Here is a 15,871-nt window from a genome sequence, read left to right as displayed (position 1 = left end):
GGGTGGGATAGCGTGGGGCACATGAGCGACCAGCCACTGCTGCAGGGCCCGATCCACGCCGTCCACACCGAACTCGGAGCGACCTTCGCGGCCTTCGGTGGCTGGCAGATGCCCGTTTCGTACGCCGGTACCGTGGCCGAGCACACCGCCGTGCGCGAGAACGTCGGCCTGTTCGACGTCAGTCATCTGGGCAAGGCTCTCGTCGCCGGACCGGGCGCGGCGGACTATGTCGACGCCACCCTCACCAACGACCTGCGCAAGATCGGGCCGGGCAAGGCGCAGTACACCCTCTGCTGCACCGAGTCCGGCGGTGTCACCGACGACCTGATCGTCTACTACGTCTCCGACGAGGAACTGTTCCTCGTGCCGAACGCCGCGAACACCGCAGCGGTCGTCGAGGTCCTCGCCGCGCATGCCCCCGAAGGCGTGACGGTGACGAACCAGCACCGGGACCACGGTGTGTTCGCCGTGCAGGGACCGAACTCCGAGGCCGTCCTGCAGGGGCTGGGGCTGCCCACCGACCTGGGCTACATGAGCTTCGTGGACGCCCGGTGGAACGATCTGCCGGTACGGGTGTGCCGCACCGGATACACCGGTGAGCGCGGCTTCGAACTGGTGCCGCGGTGGGCCGACGCCGAGTCGCTGTTCCGTGCCCTGGCCGACGCCGTGCGTGCGGCCGGCGGTCAGGCCGCCGGCCTCGGGGCTCGCGACACTCTGCGGACCGAGATGGGATACCCGTTGCACGGGCACGAACTGTCGGAGGCCATCTCGCCCCTGCAGGCTCGCTGCGGGTGGGCCGTGGGCTGGAGCAAGCCGGCCTTCCGCGGCCGCGCGGCGCTCGTCGCGGAGAAGGAGTCCGGTCCGGCGCGGCGACTGTGGGGCGTGCGGGCGCTCGACCGCGGGGTGCTGCGACCCGGCCTGAAGGTGTTGCGCGACGGAACTCCGGTGGGGGAGACGACGTCCGGCACGTTCTCCCCGACGTTGAAGGTCGGGATCGCGCTGGCGCTTCTCGAGACGGCGGGGGACCCGGCCGCCGGTGACGAGGTCACGGTCGACGTCCGTGGACGCGCCCTGCGCGCCCAGCTCGTCGCGCCTCCGTTCGTGCCCGACCACACCAAGTAGGACCGTGCGGGCGGTTCGATAGGATCAACGGTCATGACCGGTGTCCTCGAATTCGCCCATGTTCCGCACCCCTCGCCCGCTTCCGCGGAACGGCGCGGAGAAGTATTGGCGGATCCCGGTTTCGGCCGGTACTTCACCGATCACATGGTCACGATCGACTACACCGAGGGCCGCGGCTGGCACGACGCCACCGTCCAGCCGTACGGACCGATGCAGCTCGATCCGGCCGCGATGGTGCTGCACTACGGTCAGGCGATCTTCGAAGGTCTGAAGGTCTACCGTCAGCCCGACGGCAGCATCGCGGCCTTCCGCGTCTACTCCAACGCCGAGCGGATGCGCCGGTCCTCGCGGCGCCTGGCGATGGCCGAGCTGCCGGACGAATTGTTCGTCCGGTCCATCGCGGAGCTGGTCGACGCCGACCACGAATGGGTGCCGGCCGCCGGGGGTGAGGAGTCGCTGTATCTGCGGCCGTTCATGTTCTCCACCGAGGCGGGTCTCGGCGTGCGGCCCGCGAACCAGTACCGGTACGTGCTGATCGCCTCCCCGGCCGGCGCGTACTTCCCCCGCGGCGTCAAGCCGGTGAGCGTGTGGATCTCGCAGGAGTACGTGCGGGCCGCCCCGGGCGGCACCGGCGACGCCAAGTTCTCCGGCAACTACGCGGCGTCGCTGCTGGCGCAGGCGCAGGCCGTCGAGCAGGGGTGCGACCAGGTGGTGTGGCTCGACGCCGTCGAGCGCCGCTACATCGAGGAGATGGGCGGCATGAACCTGTGCTTCATCTTCGGTTCGGGCGCCGACGCGAAGCTGGTGACGCCGGAGCTGTCCGGCTCGTTGCTGCCCGGCATCACCCGGGACTCGCTGCTCACCCTGGCCAGGGAGGCCGGCCTCGAGGTGGAGGAGCGCAAGATCTCGGTTCAGGAGTGGGAGTCCGAGGTTGCCGACGGGCGGATCACCGAGGTCTTCGCGTGCGGGACCGCGGCGGTGATCACCCCGGTCGGCACCGTCAAGAGCCGTGACGGCGAGTTCACCGTCGGCGACGGCGAGCCCGGCAAGGTCACCATGGCGTTGCGTGACACCCTCACCGGGATCCAGCGCGGCACCTTCGCCGACGCCCACGGCTGGCTGACGACGCTGCGCTGAGGCCGGCGGCCGTCGCTACCCGACGGCCGCGCTCAGCGCCGCCGCCACCACCGTCACCGTCGTCTCGAGGCCGGCTCCGAGCGCGTCGCCGTTGAGGCCGCCGAACCTGCGCACGCAGTGTCGCACCAGCAGCAGTGCGGCCACGAGCCCCACGGCGACCGTCGCCGGACCGGCCCACCAGGCGCCGGGCACGCACCAGGCGGCCGCGACGACCGCGACGACGGCCCACAGGACGCCCACCCCCAGCGGCTGCGTCCCGGCGACCAGGGCACCGAACCCGCTGCCCGGTGCTGCGGCCACACCGCGGCGGCATGCGAGCACGACCGCGACCCGGCCGGCGGTGACCGCGAGGACCACGGCGAACCACGATCGAACGTCGGCGAGCGCCCCGAACGAGGCCGCCTGCGCTCCCAGCACGAGTACCAGGGTGGCCGCCCCGAACGGCCCGGCGCCGCCCGACTTCATCACCTCACGTGCCCGCTCCGGCGGCCCGTAGCAGCCGAGCCCGTCGGCGGTGTCGCACAGGCCGTCGAGGTGCATGCCCCGCGTCGCGAGGCCCAGAAATCCCACCCCGATCAGGCCGGCGAGCAGGGGAGTGCAGCCGGCGGCGACGGCCGCCCAGAGCGCGCCCGCGGTGCCCAGGCCCAGCACGAGGCCGGCCACCGGTGCCGCAGCGATGGCCGCGCCCGCCGCGCTGCGATCGATGTGCCCCGGCCCCCGGATCGGCAGCACCGTGAGCCAGGACAGAGCGAGAGCGACGCCGCGCATCAGTCGCCGCGCGGCTCGGCGACCGGCGCGCCGTCCTCGTCGCGGGTGCTCACGCCGGCCTCGGCGAACGTCGCCATGTTCGTGAGCACCGCGACCGCACCGTGCAGGATCGGCAGCGCGGCAACCGCTCCCGAACCCTCGCCGAGACGCATTCCCAAGTCGACGAGGGGGTCGAGGTTCAGGTGCCGCAGGGCCAGCGTATGGGCCGGTTCGGTGGAGCGGTGCCCGGCGACCCACCAGTCCCGGGCCCCGGGAGCCAGCTCCTCGGCGACGAGCGCGGCAGCGGTGACGACGACCCCGTCGAGCACGACCGGGGTCCGGCGCACCGACGCCTGCGCGAGGTAACCGGCCATCGCGGCGAGGTCGGCACCGCCGGCGGTGCGCAGCAGGGCCACCGGGTTGCGGGCGTGAGGCCGGGCGCGGCGCATTGCGTCGCGGATCGCGGCGACCTTGCGCATCCAGGCGGCGTCGTCGATCCCGGTGCCACGGCCCACCGCCGCGACGGGTTCGGTGCCGGTGAGGGTGGCGATCAGCGCCGTGGCAGGGGTGGTGTTCCCGATACCCATGTCGCCCGCGACGAGGAGGTCGGCTCCCGCGTCGACCTCCTCGTCGGCGACGGTTCGTCCGGCGGCGATCGCCTGCAGGGTCTCCTGCTCGGTGAGCGCGTCCTCCCGGTCGACGGCGCCGCTCGACCGGCGCACCTTGTGCGCGGAGACGGCCGGATCCGTGTCGCCGTCGACGGCCATGTCCACGACCCGGACCCCGGCGCCGGCGACCCCGGCGAGCACGTTGACCGCGGCGCCACCGGCGAGGAAGTTGGCGACCATCTGAGCGGTGACCTCGGGGGGGTACGCGGAGACGCCGCCGCGGGCTACCCCGTGATCACCGGCGAACACCACCACGCGGGGGCGGGCGAACGGCCGGGGCGGGACCTGCCCCTGGCAGGACGCGACCCAGCAGCCCAGTTCCTCCAGCCGGCCGAGGGAACCGGCGGGCTTGGTGAGGTCGCGCTGTCGGCCTTCGGCGCGCCGGCGGATCTCCGGATCGGGCGCGACGACGGGCGGGAAGACGATGTCGGCGGAGGAAACGGATTCGCTGCTCACGGGGCACCTTTCACGAAGTCGCGGAGGCCGAAGCCACCGCTGGACGCTATCAACCCGCTCTGCGGCAGAAAATCGACGGTAGATGGCCTTGCTGCCACTGTCTCGGCCGGGTCGCCGGCGACAGACTGTCCGTCATGAGCCAGGTCGTCGTGATCGTCCTCGTGCTGGCCACGCTCTTCGCCGGGCTCGAGCTCGCGCGGGCCCGTTCCCGTCCCGCGCCGCGCTGGGTGACCCGGGCATGGCGGCGCTGTGACCATTTCCGGCCGCACGATCCGTCGCCCCACGGTGGCGGCCCGTCGGCCGGCTGGGTGCGCACCACGATCGACGCGCGCCGGTCGCCGCAGCACTGACCGGTGTGCCGGTCGCCGCAGCACTGATCGGCGTGCCGGTCGCCGCAGCACTGATCGGCGTGCCGGTCGCCGCAGCACTGACCGGCGTGCCGGTTGCCGCAGCACTCACCGGCGTGCCGGTGGGCTGCGGTCAGACGGCGTCGCCGGGGGAGACCCGGGGCAGCGGCGCCCGGAGCTTGCGGATCTGGGAGGCCCGCACGAACGCGTACCACCCGAGACCGAAACCGCCCTCGGTGGTGTCGGGGAAACGGGCCCGGACCTTCTTGTTCACGAGACGGCCGAGGTAGATCCCCTCGATCACCATGAGCACGATCATCGCGAACATCGCGAGCGTCACGTACTGCTGGACCACCGGACCGAGGAACATTGTCATGATGAGGATGAGCGCCATCGGCATGAACAGACCCACGAGGTTGCGGCGGCTGTCCACCAGATCGCGGACGTAGGCCCGCACGGGACCCTTGTCGCGGGGCAGCAGGTACTTCTCCTCGCCGGCGAGCATCCGGGTGCGGCGCTCGCCCGCGGCGGCGCGGCGCTCGGCGGCTCGAGCCTTGCGTTCGTCCTTGGAGAGGGACTGCTTGGCTGCCTTGCGGCGTGCCCGCGCCTCCTTGGCGGTCAACGGAGCCGGAGCGACGGGACCGCGCCGACGCGCTTCGGCCTCCCGGCGCTTCGGAGTGGGACGGCCCTTGCCGGTCGTCCCCTTGCCCCCCTCGGACTGCGGGGCGGCGACGGACTCGGACACACCGAGGTCCTCGTTGTCGGATTCGTCGGAACCGCCGCGGCGTAGCAACTTCACCCCTCCAGGCTATGGGAAAACCGGCCCGGCCGGGAAATCGCCCCCGGTCAGGCCCCCGCGCGGTCCGGTACCGCGCATGAGGAATAGATCCGCGCGCGGTACCGTTGAGGGAACCGGGTTTCACACGAAAGACGAGGGAGCGCCCATGACTGTGCAGGACGAGACCGCCACTCACGGCGTCACCATGACCGAGGCCGCCTCCGCCAAGGCGAAGGCACTGCTCGACCAGGAGGGCCGCGACGACCTCTCGCTGCGCATCGCCGTGCAGCCGGGTGGGTGTGCCGGCCTTCGCTACCAGCTGTTCTTCGACGACCGGACGCTCGACGGTGATCTCACCCGTGACTTCGGTGGCGTCGTCCTCGCCGTCGACCGGATGAGCGCGCCCTACGTCGAAGGCGCGTCGATCGACTTCGTCGACACGATCGAGAAGCAGGGCTTCACGATCGACAACCCGAACGCCACCGGCTCCTGCGCCTGCGGCGATTCGTTCAACTGACGCAGGTCCCGTAGTGCGGCCCCGGCGCGATCTCGCGTCGGGGTCGCACTGCTGTCCGGTGGGTGCGGGTAGCGTGAGATCGATCCCAGTCCTCCGCTGAAAGGCCCAGCCACGTGACCATCGCCGTGACCGGTTCCATCGCCACCGACCACCTCATGCGTTTCCCCGGACGCTTCGCCGAGCAGCTCGTCGCCGACCAGCTCAGCCACATCTCGCTCAGCTTCCTGGTCGACGACCTGGTGGTCCGCCGTGGCGGTGTGGGCGGCAACATCGCCTACGCGATGGGCGTGCTCGGCGGGGCACCGGTGCTCGTCGGAGCGGTGGGCGCCGACTTCGCCGAGTACCGCGCGTGGCTCGAGGGCAACGGCGTCGACTGCAGCCCCGTGCACGTGTCGCAGACCGCGCACACCGCGCGTTTCGTGTGCACGACCGACGAGGCGATGGCCCAGATCGCGTCGTTCTATCCGGGCGCGATGTCCGAGGCGCGGGACATCTCCCTCGCCGGGGTGACCGGGGCGCACGGTGTCGACCTGGTCCTGATCGGCGCCAACGACCCGGAGGCGATGGCCCGGCACACCGACGAATGCCGGCAGCTCGGCGTGCCGTTCGCGGCCGACCCGTCTCAGCAACTCGCCCGCCTCAGCGGTGAGGAGGCTGCGCGGCTGATCGACGGCGCCGCCTACCTGTTCACCAACGAATACGAGTGGGGACTCCTGCAGCAGAAGACCGGCCTGACGGAGGAGCAGATCCGAGCCATGGTCGGGTTGCGGGTCACCACGCTCGGCGGTAACGGTGTCGAGATCGTCGAACGGGACGGCCGCCGGACGCACGTGGGCGTCGTGCCCGAGCGGGCCAAGGTGGACCCCACCGGCGTCGGCGACGCGTTCCGGGCGGGGTTCCTGCTGGGACACCGGGCGGGCCTCACCCTCGAACGCGCCGCCCAGCTCGGCTCGCTCGTCGCGGTTCTGGTGCTCGAGACGACCGGCACCCAGGAATGGACTTTCGACCGCCCCGACGCGGTCAAGCGGCTGACGGTCGCGTACGGGCAGGCGGCCGCGGACGAGATCGCCGCAATCCTGCCGTGACCGGCCGGTGTGCCTTTTGGGCGGTCCCCACCGCCCAAAAGGCACACCGGCCGCGGAGCGGCCCTACACCTCGACGGGGTACGCCGGCTCCTGGATCTCCGGCACGATGCGCTGCTCGACGAAGATGCCGTGCCAGATCATGAACACCAGCACCGTCCACAGCCGTCGGCTGTGATCGGTCCGGCCCTCGCGGTGCTCGTCGAGCATCCGGGCCACGGCCGCCTTGTCCAGCAGGTGCTCGGTGCCCGACTCGGCGATCACGTCGCGTGCCCAGTCGAACAGTTCGGGTCCGCGCAGCCAGTGCCGCAGCGGCACGGGGAAGCCGAGCTTCGCGCGGTGCAGCACGTGCGGCGGGACGATGCCCTCGAGGGCTCGTCGCAGCGCGTACTTGGTGGTGTTCTTCGTGATCTTCTGATCCAGCGGCACCTGTGAGGCGACGCGGAAGACCTCCGGGTCGAGGAACGGCACGCGCAGCTCCAGCGAATTCGCCATCGTCATCTTGTCGGCCTTGACGAGGATGTCGCCGCGCAGCCAGGTGAACAGGTCGAGATGCTGCATCCGCGCGACAGGATCCCACCCGGCCGAGCGGGCGTAGATCGGCGCGGTGACGTCCCGGTGCGTCCACTCCGGACGGAAGTCGCGCAGCACGGCCCGCAGCTGCGCATCGTTGAAGCTGCGGGCGTTGCCGTAGTACCGCTCCTCGAGTGTCATCGATCCGCGATGGAGCAGGCTCTTCCCGCGGGTGCCCTCGGGGATGCGCTCCGACAACTTGCCGGCCGCACGCCGCATCGGCTTCGGCAGGTACTCGAACGGCTTCAGCGACAGCGGCTCGCGGTAGATGGTGTAGCCGCCGAACAACTCGTCGGCGCCTTCCCCGGACAGCACCACCTTCACGTGCTTGCGCGCTTCCTTGGCGACGAACCACAGGGGCACCAGCGCGGGATCGGCGACGGGGTCGTCCAGGTACCACACGATCTCGGGGATCGCGGCGGCGAACTCGGCGGGGGAGACGACCTTGACGACGTGGCGCGCGCCGATCGCGGCGGCGGACTCGGCGGCCACGTCGACCTCCGAGTAGCCTTCGCGCTCGAACCCGGTGGTGAAGGTGATCAGATTCGGGTTGTGCCGCATCGCGAGAGCCGCGACGGCCGTGGAGTCGATACCGCCGGACAGGAACGATCCCACCGTCACGTCGGCGCGCATGTGCTTGGCGACGGAGTCCTCAAGCGCCTCCGCGATCTCCCGGTACCGGTCGTCCTCGCGACCCGCGGCGAAGGGACGGACGGGGAACGTCGGCTCGAAGTACCGGGTGATCTCGGGGCGGCCCCCCGGACGCACCCGGGCGAAGCACCCGGACTCGAGCCGCCGGATCTCCGCGTGCAGGGTTTCCGGTTCGGGCACGTACTGCAACACCGTGTAGTGCTCGACGGCGCGGGGATCGAGTCCGGTGCCGATCCCGATCACCTCGGCCAGCTCGAGCAGGCTCTTCTTCTCGCTGCCGAACGCGGTGCCACCCGTGCCCGTGGCCAGGAACAGCGGCTTGATCCCGAACGGATCGCGGGCGAGGAACAGCTCGCGCGTCTCGGTGTCCCAGACTGCGAACGCGAACATGCCGCGAAGTCGTCGCACCGCGTCGGCACCCCAGTGGTGGAACGCGGCGACGATCGTCTCGCTGTCGCCCTCGGTGGCGAACTGTGTCCCGTACTTCTCGGTCAGCTCGGCACGCAGCTCCAGATAGTTGTAGATCTCACCGTTGAAGGTCAGGGCATAGCGCTCCGGAGACTCCGGCGGGCCCCAACGCAGCGGCTGGTGCGAGTGCGCGATGTCGATGATCGACAGCCGATTGAAGCCGTAGACCAGGTCACCGTCGTGCCAGGTGCCGTGCTCGTCGGGTCCGCGGTGGCGCAGGCAGTGCATCGCGGAGTCGACCTTGGCGACGGCGTCGTCGCTGGTGCCGTCAGTGGTCAGTAACCCGAGCAGTCCGCACACGGCGTCCGATACCTCATTCCGGTTGGGATGGATTCGGCCCCCGGGAATGTTGCCGCGGCAGGGACCGACGGTCTGCATGGCAGTATGCCGCAGCCCGGGGGTTGCGGCAGCCGGCGGCCGGTGTCGACCCTGTCGTGAGCAGCGGGCACGCAACGACGCGACACGTTGTGTGCGCCCCGGGGATGGATCGCAGCCGGGTTTGGTCTACGCTGCGTAGTAATTGGGTCTGCCCTCCGGGTGTGCCCTAGTGGAATTGCGGCGATCAGGAAGGCGTGAACGTGGCGCAAGGTCGGATCCTTCGGCGGTTCGGGCTGGCAGCATCTCTCGGTATTGCAGCCCTGCTGCTGACGGGATGCAGCAGCGAGGAAGTCCTGCGTTTCGGCTGGCCGGAGGGGATTACCCCGCAGGCCGAGCGTATGCGTGAGCTGTGGACGTGGTCGGTCGTCGCCGCCCTCGTCATGGGTGTGCTGGTGTGGGGCCTGACCTTCTGGGTGGTCATCTTCCACCGCAAGAAGAAGGACTCGCCGGAGTTCCCGCGGCAGACGGCGTACAACGTGCCGCTCGAGCTGCTGTACACGGCTGTGCCGTTCGTCATCATCGCGGTGCTGTTCTACTTCACCGTGGTGGTGCAGAACTACGTCCTCGAGAAGGAGGACAACCCGAACGTCGTGGTCGACGTCACGGCGTTCCAGTGGAACTGGAAGTTCGGCTACCGCACGATCGATCTCGGTGAGGGCACGGCGCGCTACGAGGGCACCGACGAGATCGCCCAGGCTGCGGTCGCCGGTGACGACGAGGAGCATGCCGGCGGCGAGCACGAGGTGCCGGCACCGATCCACGGTCAGGAGGCCGAGGACCTGTCGTACCTGCACTACAACAAGATCGAGACCGTCGGCACCAGCAGCGAGATCCCGGTCCTCGTCCTGCCGACCGACCGCCGGATCGAGTTCGTGCTCGCCTCCTCCGACGTGATCCACTCCTTCTGGGTGCCGGAGTTCCTGTTCAAGCGGGACGTCAATCCGAACCCGCTGAACAACAGCTCCGATCCCGTCTTCCAGATCTCCGAGATCCAGGAGGAAGGCGCGTTCGTCGGCCGCTGCGCCGAGATGTGCGGGACCTACCACGCGATGATGAACTTCGAGGTCCGCGCGGTGAGCCCGGAGCGGTTCGCGGAGTACATCGAGCTCCGCAAGCCCGTCGAGGACGGCGGTCAGGGCCTGACCAACGCGCAGGCGCTCGAGCGTATCGGCGAGTCCCCGGTCGCGACGTCCACCACCCCGTTCAAGACCGACCGCACCGACCGGGCGGCCAGCGGCGTCGTCACCGCGGGCAACTGACCGGTAACCCTCCGACCAAGGACAAGCTGATATGAAGATCGAAGCCAAGCTCTTCGAAGTCGTGACGGTGTTCTTCGTGCTCGTCGCCATCGTCTACGGAGTGTTCACCGGACTGTCCCGCACGGGCATCGAGTGGGCCGGCCTCACGGCGATCGTGCTCTCGGCGGGCCTGACCCTGATCGTCGGCACCTACTTCCGCTTTGTGGCCCGTCGCCTCGACACCCGCCCGGAGGACTACGAGGAGGCCGAGATCAGCGACGGCGCAGGCGACCTGGGCTTCTTCAGCGCGGGGAGCTACTGGCCGATCCTGCTGGCGGGGGCGGCCGCCTTCGCCGCCATCGCGCTGGCCTTCTTCCAGCCGTGGCTGATCGTCCTCGCCGTGGTGCTGATCCTGGCTGCGGCGGCCGGCCTGGTGTTCGAGTACCACGTCGGACCCGAGAAGCACTGAGCGCACGCAGAAGCACGACGCCCGCGGGGCGGCCTCATCGTGAGGCCGCCCCGCGGTCTTCTGCGTCTCCGGGAGCACCGTGCTGCGGACGACGGTCGGGGGTCACCGTGGCGACCGGCCCGAGGCGAGGTCGCGGGGCACGGGACCGACACCGGCATGCCGGCCCGGCAGAGTCGCGGCGTGCAGCTGTCCCGGTCCGCGGCCCCGGCGAGCTGCCAGAGCGTCCGCGACCACCCCGGTGACGAAGGCGTACACCGCCTTGTGCAGGACGTCGACCACCAGTTCCGAGCGTGGCCACGTCTGTGGCGGGGCACCGACCCCGGTGGCATTCTCCAGGATCTGATCGTTGGTCAGCCGCAGAACCGTGAACTTCGCGGACGCCCACGGCCCTCGTAACCCCACCTCCGACATCACCGACCGCACTATTCTCAGCACGGCACCCTGCCCGTAGTGCACGGCCCGGTTGTCGAGCTGCTGCCGTACGACCTCGCCTGGAACGGTTTCGCCCTGGTGCTCCTCGTCGGGGGCGCGGTCCTGCGGGTGCGGGCAGTCCGTGCGGACCGCCGATAGGCGGCGACGGCATGCACGACCACTCGATGCTCGCCCCGGGCAGTCCGGGGCTGCTGCACCTGCTCGTGGTCGTCGTCGCCGCGGCAATCGCCGGTACCTACCTTGCCGCGTCGAGCCGTCTTCGGCGGCGCGGCGACGTCTGGTCGCGGGCACGGGATGCGTCCTTCGTCGCCGGGTGTGCGATCGTCGCTGCGGCGACCGTGCCCCTGCCGGTGCCGGCTTTCACCGGCCACATGGGTGTCCACTTGGGGGTGGGGATGGTGGGCCCGGTGCTGCTCGTGCTCGCACGCCCCGTCACGCTCGCCTTGCGAGCGGTGCAGTCGGGTCCCGCGCGACGGGCGCTGGTGTCGGTAGCGCACTCGGGGCCCGTCGCGGTGCTCACAGCTCCGCCGGTCGCGGCCGTTCTCGATCTGGGTGGGCTGTGGCTGCTGTATCGCACCGGCCTGTTCGCGGTCATGCACCATAGTCCGCTGCTCGGGGCGGTCGTCCATCTGCACGTGTTCGCGGCCGGGGTGCTGTTCGCCTACGCGATCTGCCAGGTGGACCCCGTCCGGCACCGCTACGGTCTCGGATCGCGGGCAGCGGTCCTGTTCCTCGCCGGGACGGCACACGCGATCCTGGCCAAGAGCCTCTACGCGTCCCCACCGCCCGGTCACGAGGTCGCCACGTCGGATCTGCAGGCCGGTGCGTTGGTGATGTACTACGGCGGTGACCTCGTCGAGGTGGCGCTCGCCGTCGTGCTGGCCGTGGAGTGGTACCGCCGTACCGGCCGGGACCGGGCCCGGAGCGTCCGCCGGGACGCAGCCGAGGGCCCCCACGCTCCTCCTCGGACCGGTGTCGGCGCGACGCCGCGTGGGCACCGGAGTGCCGACACACCCGGATGGTAGCGGGCGGTCGCCCCGGGCGTCTGCCGAGGTGGGGGAGCGGTCGGATGCGCGCACGCGGCTCGGAGGGGTGCGGGATGCCCGCGAACGGCAGAGGCCCCGAACCGCGTGCGGTTCGGGGCCTCCGGCTTCGGACGGGCGTCAGTGCGTCCGGCCGTCACCGTCCGTCGGCGTGCCGTGGACGCGTTCCTGGTACTCGCTCAGGATGGCACGCTGCTCGACCTCGGCCTCGTGGTGCGCGGCCTCGAGGGCGGTCGCCTCCTCGGCCGGGTCCGCGCTCCACCAGCTGCCCGCGCCGGGCTTGCCGGCGGTGCCGAGCTTGTTCATGCGCTTGGGCACCGGAGCGCCCTGGTACTCGAGCGGGATCGGATGGCCGTGCTCGTCCACCGGGCCGAGCGGCTGGTGGATCTCGATGTACTCGCCGTGCGGCAGGCGACGGACGATGCCCGTCTCGATGCCGTGCTCGAGCACCTGACGGTCGCTGCGCTGCAGGCCCAGGCAGAACCGGTAGGTCAGGTAGTAGGCGAGCGGCGGGCCGAGCAGGATGCCGATGCGGCCGATCCACGTCATCGCGTTCAACGAGATGTCGAACTTGTAGGCGATGATGTCGTTGATGCACATGATGGTCGCGATGGCGTAGAAGGTCAGGGCCATCGCGCCGATCGCGGTCCGGACCGGGACGTCCCGCGGACGCTGCAGCAGGTTGTGGTGCGCGTCGTCCTTGGTGAACTTCTTCTCGATCCACGGGTAGGCGATCAGCACCGCGAAGACCAGGCCCATGATCACCGCGATCCAGAACACCGCGGGGATCGTGTACCGGCCGAACAGGTAGATCTCCCAGGCCGGCCAGATCCGGGCCAGGCCGTCCGTCCACATCATGTAGATGTCGGGCTGCGAGCCGGCGGACACCTGCGACGGGTTGTACGGGCCGATGTTCCAGACCGGGTTGATCTGGAGCAGACCGCTCATCAGGGCCAGCACCGCGAAGGTGATGGCGAAGAACGCGCCGGACTTGACGGCGAACACCGGCAGGATCCGGACGCCCACGACGTTCTGCTCGGTACGGCCGGGGCCGGGGAACTGCGTGTGCTTCTGGTACCAGACGAGCGCGAGGTGGGCTGCGATCAGGGCGAGAATGATGCCCGGAAGCAGCAGGACGTGCGCGACGTACAGGCGCGGGATGATGAGCATGCCCGGGAAGTCGCCGCCGAAGATCAGCCAGTGCATCCACGTGCCGATCACCGGGATGCTGATGGTGATGCCGGACAGGGCGGCGCGAAGACCGGTGCCGGAGAGCAGGTCGTCGGGCAGCGAGTAGCCGAAGAAGCCCTCGAACATCGCGAGGATCAGCAGCAGCGAGCCGATCACCCAGTTCGCTTCGCGCGGACGGCGGAACGCACCGGTGAAGAACACGCGCAGCAGGTGCACGATGATCGACGCGGCGAACATCAGCGCAGCCCAGTGGTGGATCTGCCGGACGAACAGACCGCCGCGCACCTCGAACGAGATGTCCAGGGTCGTCTCGTACGCGCGCGACATCGTGACGCCGCGCAGCGGGGTGTAGGCGCCGTCGTAGACGACGTGCGCGAGGGACGGATCGAAGAACAGCGTCAGGTACACGCCCGAGATCAGCAGGATCACGAAGCTGTACAGCGCGATCTCACCCAGGAGGAAGGACCAGTGGGTGGGGAACACCTTGTTGATCTGACGCCGCAACCCGGCCGCCGGGTGATAGCGCGAGTCGATGTTCTCCGCCGCGTGGGCGGCGCGGGACGGTGTTGCAGTACTCACGGGCGACGCTCCCAAAATGCCGGACCGAGAGCCTCGATGAAGTCGCCGCCGGCGACGAGGAAGCCCTCTTCGTTCACTGTAATAGGCAACTGCGGCAGTGCGCGAGCAGCAGGACCGAACAGGGGCTTGCCGTACTCCAGAGCATTGAACTGCGACTGGTGGCAGGGGCACAGGATGCGGTTGGTCTGCTGTTCGTACAGCGAGGTCGGGCAGCCCAGGTGGGTGCAGATCTTCGAGTAGGCGAAGTAGTCGCCGTAGTTGAAGCTCTCCTGGCCCTTGCGCTTGATCACCTTCGCGGTGTCCTCGGTGCGCAGGCGGATCAGCATGACGGCGTTGCGGATGCCGCGCAGGCCCTCGAGGAGGGCCTGCTCGTCACCGCGGTCGGACTCGCGGAACGGGAACACGGTCTCCATGCCGCCGGCGTCGAGGTCCTCCGGGCGGACCAGGACGATGTCGTTCACGCGCCCGGTGTCGCGTCGCAGGTAGATCGTCTCGCCCGGGTACCGGGGGGTCCAGCCCGAGACCCACAGCGGGGAGTCGTCGCCTTCGGCCCAGGGGTTCTTGATCAGGCCGCCGAGCGGCATGATCAGGCCGAGGCCGAGGGCACCGCCACCGAACAGCGCCGTGCGCTTGATCAGCTTGCGGCGCGGCAGCGTGGAGGTGTCCAGCGAGTCGGAGAGCTCGGCGACGATCGTGCGCCGGTCGACCTCCGAGGAGACACCGTCGTGCCGATCCTGGATCGACACCTCCTCCGGAATGAACTTCTTGGTGAACTGCACCGCACCGACGCCGACGCCGAGGATGGCCAGACCCAGGGTCAGGCCCAGCAGCGGCGTGTACAGGTTGTACAGCGCGTAGTTGTCCTCCCCGGGGCCCTGGTACTCCCACGGCCAGAAGATGAACACCGCGATGAACGCGAGGGCCGACACGCCCGCCAGCCCGAACCAGAAGGCGACGTTGCGTTCCGCGCGCTTCTCGGCGCGGGTGCCGCCGACGGGCCAGCGATCCTTGCGGAACGCCACGTCCACACCGTCGAGGTTGGTGCCGAGCGCGACGAGATCGTCGCGGCTCATCTGATCGAGATTCTCGATCGTGTGCTTGTTCGGCGTTTCGCCGCCACTCATGACCTTGCTCCGATCCACAGTGCCGCACCCACGACGGCGACGATCCCGACCACCCACATCGTCGGGCCCTCGGAGGCGGGGCCGAAGCCGCCCAGGCCGTATCCGCCGGGGCTCTGCGTCTCGCTGGACGCCTTGACGTAGGCGATGATGTCCTGCTTCTCCTCCAGCGTGAGCTGACGATCGGAGAACTTGGGCATGTTCTGCGGACCGGTCAGCATCGCGGTGTAGATCTGCTGCTCGTTCGCCGGGTCGAGGACGGGCGCGAACTTGCCGGACGACAGTGCGCCACCCCGGCCGGTGAAGTTGTGGCACGAGGCGCAGTTCTGGCGGAACAGTTCGCTGCCGCGCGCGACGTCGTCGCCGCGCAGCGAGGACTGCGCGATCTCACCGTTCTCGTCGCGGATGAGCGTGGGGCCGCCACCGTTGGCCTGGATGTAGGCGCCGAGGGCGTCCGTCTGGGCCGCGTCGAACTTCGGCGTCTTGCGCAGGGCCTGGGCCTCGTTGCGCATCATCGGCATGCGGCCGGTGGAGACCTGGAAGTACACGGCTGCCTCGCCGACACCGATCAGGCTCGGGCCGCGGTCCTGCACACCCTGCAGGTTGGCGCCGTGGCACGTGACGCAGGAGGTCTCGTAGAGCTGCTTGCCTTCGCGGATCAGTGCCGACTGATCCTCGTTCGCCGTCGCCACCTGCGGCGCGGGGGTCAGCGCGGAGGCGAGGAAGCCCGCGCTGAGCAGGCCGAGGGCGAGCACCAGCGCACCGGTGACGCGGCGGCGCAGCTTGCGCTGACGGCGGGACTTGGCGGACGCGGCCGCGGACTGACCGGGCATGTCACCCTCGGAAGCGAGAGGTGGGGATGAACTCATCTGTA

16 protein-coding genes are annotated in these 15,871 nt (G+C 70.0%); 8 read left to right on the top strand and 8 right to left on the bottom strand.

All coding sequences use genetic code 11. The features are described 5' to 3' along the window. Positions 1 to 21 precede the first annotated feature (21 nt). Positions 22 to 1,122 carry a glycine cleavage system aminomethyltransferase GcvT gene (gcvT, locus tag F1734_RS16265; RefSeq protein WP_026137665.1) on the top strand — a complete coding sequence of 367 codons (1,101 nt, stop codon included), beginning with the start codon at positions 22 to 24 and terminating at the stop codon, positions 1,120 to 1,122. Between the two features lie 33 nt (positions 1,123 to 1,155). After that, a complete protein-coding gene (locus tag F1734_RS16260; protein ID WP_203010792.1) occupies positions 1,156 to 2,259 on the top strand; it encodes a branched-chain amino acid aminotransferase in 1,104 nt (367 codons plus the stop codon). A gap of 15 nt (positions 2,260 to 2,274) precedes the next feature. Here the strand turns inward: F1734_RS16260 and F1734_RS16255 are convergent, their stop codons facing one another. Together F1734_RS16255 and cobT are read right to left on the bottom strand one after the other, a co-directional pair. Further along, positions 2,275 to 3,027 (bottom strand): adenosylcobinamide-GDP ribazoletransferase, encoded by a 753-nt coding sequence (locus F1734_RS16255; RefSeq protein WP_048770961.1) that lies wholly within the window; start codon positions 3,025 to 3,027, stop codon positions 2,275 to 2,277. Next, a complete protein-coding gene (cobT, locus tag F1734_RS16250; RefSeq protein WP_203010791.1) occupies positions 3,027 to 4,130 on the bottom strand; it encodes a nicotinate-nucleotide--dimethylbenzimidazole phosphoribosyltransferase in 1,104 nt (367 codons plus the stop codon). The genes F1734_RS16255 and cobT overlap by 1 nt, the downstream gene beginning before the upstream one ends. A 134-nt stretch (positions 4,131 to 4,264) precedes the next feature. On the opposite strand from cobT, the gene F1734_RS16245 reads away from it, so the two are divergent. Next, complete coding sequence (locus F1734_RS16245) at positions 4,265 to 4,480, top strand: hypothetical protein (protein WP_203010790.1); 216 nt, start codon at positions 4,265 to 4,267, stop codon at positions 4,478 to 4,480. Positions 4,481 to 4,610: 130 nt separating this feature from the next. Here F1734_RS16245 and F1734_RS16240 read toward each other — a convergent pair whose 3' ends face one another. Next, positions 4,611 to 5,276 (bottom strand): DUF3043 domain-containing protein, encoded by a 666-nt coding sequence (locus F1734_RS16240; protein ID WP_010594336.1) that lies wholly within the window; start codon positions 5,274 to 5,276, stop codon positions 4,611 to 4,613. Positions 5,277 to 5,421: 145 nt separating this feature from the next. Here F1734_RS16240 and F1734_RS16235 point away from each other — a divergent pair, with 145 nt between their 5' ends. Then, positions 5,422 to 5,772 carry a HesB/IscA family protein gene (locus F1734_RS16235; protein ID WP_010594337.1) on the top strand — a complete coding sequence of 117 codons (351 nt, stop codon included), beginning with the start codon at positions 5,422 to 5,424 and terminating at the stop codon, positions 5,770 to 5,772. Positions 5,773 to 5,885: 113 nt separating this feature from the next. After that, entirely contained in the window at positions 5,886 to 6,857 is a 972-nt protein-coding gene (locus F1734_RS16230; RefSeq protein WP_010594338.1) for a carbohydrate kinase family protein, read from the top strand. Positions 6,858 to 6,920: 63 nt separating this feature from the next. Here F1734_RS16230 and asnB read toward each other — a convergent pair whose 3' ends face one another. Next, positions 6,921 to 8,846: an asparagine synthase (glutamine-hydrolyzing) gene (gene asnB / locus F1734_RS16225; protein WP_203010789.1), complete on the bottom strand. Its 1,926-nt coding sequence runs from the start codon at positions 8,844 to 8,846 to the stop codon at positions 6,921 to 6,923. A 272-nt stretch (positions 8,847 to 9,118) separates the two neighbouring features. Here asnB and ctaC point away from each other — a divergent pair, with 272 nt between their 5' ends. Together ctaC and F1734_RS16215 are read left to right on the top strand one after the other, a co-directional pair. Further along, positions 9,119 to 10,183 carry an aa3-type cytochrome oxidase subunit II gene (gene ctaC, locus F1734_RS16220; protein WP_108754921.1) on the top strand — a complete coding sequence of 355 codons (1,065 nt, stop codon included), beginning with the start codon at positions 9,119 to 9,121 and terminating at the stop codon, positions 10,181 to 10,183. Positions 10,184 to 10,214: 31 nt separating this feature from the next. Continuing rightward, complete coding sequence (locus F1734_RS16215) at positions 10,215 to 10,631, top strand: cytochrome c oxidase subunit 4 (protein WP_010594341.1); 417 nt, start codon at positions 10,215 to 10,217, stop codon at positions 10,629 to 10,631. Positions 10,632 to 10,733: 102 nt separating this feature from the next. Here the strand turns inward: F1734_RS16215 and F1734_RS16210 are convergent, their stop codons facing one another. Next, positions 10,734 to 11,045 carry a hypothetical protein gene (locus tag F1734_RS16210; RefSeq protein ID WP_010594342.1) on the bottom strand — a complete coding sequence of 104 codons (312 nt, stop codon included), beginning with the start codon at positions 11,043 to 11,045 and terminating at the stop codon, positions 10,734 to 10,736. Positions 11,046 to 11,212: 167 nt separating this feature from the next. On the opposite strand from F1734_RS16210, the gene F1734_RS16205 reads away from it, so the two are divergent. Beyond that, positions 11,213 to 12,088, top strand: coding sequence for a cytochrome c oxidase assembly protein (locus tag F1734_RS16205; RefSeq protein WP_203010788.1), 876 nt, complete (start codon positions 11,213 to 11,215; stop codon positions 12,086 to 12,088). Between the two features lie 138 nt (positions 12,089 to 12,226). Here the strand turns inward: F1734_RS16205 and qcrB are convergent, their stop codons facing one another. The 3 genes from qcrB to qcrC are packed head-to-tail and all read right to left on the bottom strand — an operon-like array spanning position 12,227 to position 15,866. After that, positions 12,227 to 13,876 carry a cytochrome bc1 complex cytochrome b subunit gene (qcrB, locus tag F1734_RS16200; protein ID WP_010594345.1) on the bottom strand — a complete coding sequence of 550 codons (1,650 nt, stop codon included), beginning with the start codon at positions 13,874 to 13,876 and terminating at the stop codon, positions 12,227 to 12,229. Then, a complete protein-coding gene (gene qcrA / locus F1734_RS16195) occupies positions 13,873 to 15,000 on the bottom strand; it encodes a cytochrome bc1 complex Rieske iron-sulfur subunit (protein WP_040275260.1) in 1,128 nt (375 codons plus the stop codon). The genes qcrB and qcrA overlap by 4 nt, the downstream gene beginning before the upstream one ends. Continuing rightward, positions 14,997 to 15,866 (bottom strand): cytochrome bc1 complex diheme cytochrome c subunit, encoded by an 870-nt coding sequence (gene qcrC / locus F1734_RS16190; protein WP_026137666.1) that lies wholly within the window; start codon positions 15,864 to 15,866, stop codon positions 14,997 to 14,999. Before qcrC ends, qcrA begins: the two co-directional genes overlap by 4 nt. Positions 15,867 to 15,871: the final 5 nt, after the last annotated feature.

Origin of the sequence: Rhodococcus ruber (assembly GCF_016804345.1) — a bacterium.
Lineage (GTDB): Bacteria > Actinomycetota > Actinomycetes > Mycobacteriales > Mycobacteriaceae > Rhodococcus > Rhodococcus ruber.
This window is presented reverse-complemented; position numbering and strand designations above follow the sequence as displayed.

What these genes read in the sequence shown, in the direction of transcription:
- F1734_RS16245 (WP_203010790.1), top strand. Translation starts at nt 4,265, where the DNA reads ATGAGCCAGGTCGTCGTGATCGTCCTCGTGCTGGCCACGCTCTTCGCC.
- F1734_RS16235 (WP_010594337.1), top strand. Translation starts at nt 5,422, where the DNA reads ATGACTGTGCAGGACGAGACCGCCACTCACGGCGTCACCATGACCGAG.
- F1734_RS16260 (WP_203010792.1), top strand. Translation starts at nt 1,156, where the DNA reads ATGACCGGTGTCCTCGAATTCGCCCATGTTCCGCACCCCTCGCCCGCT.
- F1734_RS16255 (WP_048770961.1), bottom strand. Translation starts at nt 3,027, where the DNA reads ATGCGCGGCGTCGCTCTCGCTCTGTCCTGGCTCACGGTGCTGCCGATC.
- F1734_RS16205 (WP_203010788.1), top strand. Translation starts at nt 11,213, where the DNA reads ATGCACGACCACTCGATGCTCGCCCCGGGCAGTCCGGGGCTGCTGCAC.
- qcrA (WP_040275260.1), bottom strand. Translation starts at nt 15,000, where the DNA reads ATGAGTGGCGGCGAAACGCCGAACAAGCACACGATCGAGAATCTCGAT.
- qcrC (WP_026137666.1), bottom strand. Translation starts at nt 15,866, where the DNA reads ATGAGTTCATCCCCACCTCTCGCTTCCGAGGGTGACATGCCCGGTCAG.
- gcvT (WP_026137665.1), top strand. Translation starts at nt 22, where the DNA reads ATGAGCGACCAGCCACTGCTGCAGGGCCCGATCCACGCCGTCCACACC.
- F1734_RS16215 (WP_010594341.1), top strand. Translation starts at nt 10,215, where the DNA reads ATGAAGATCGAAGCCAAGCTCTTCGAAGTCGTGACGGTGTTCTTCGTG.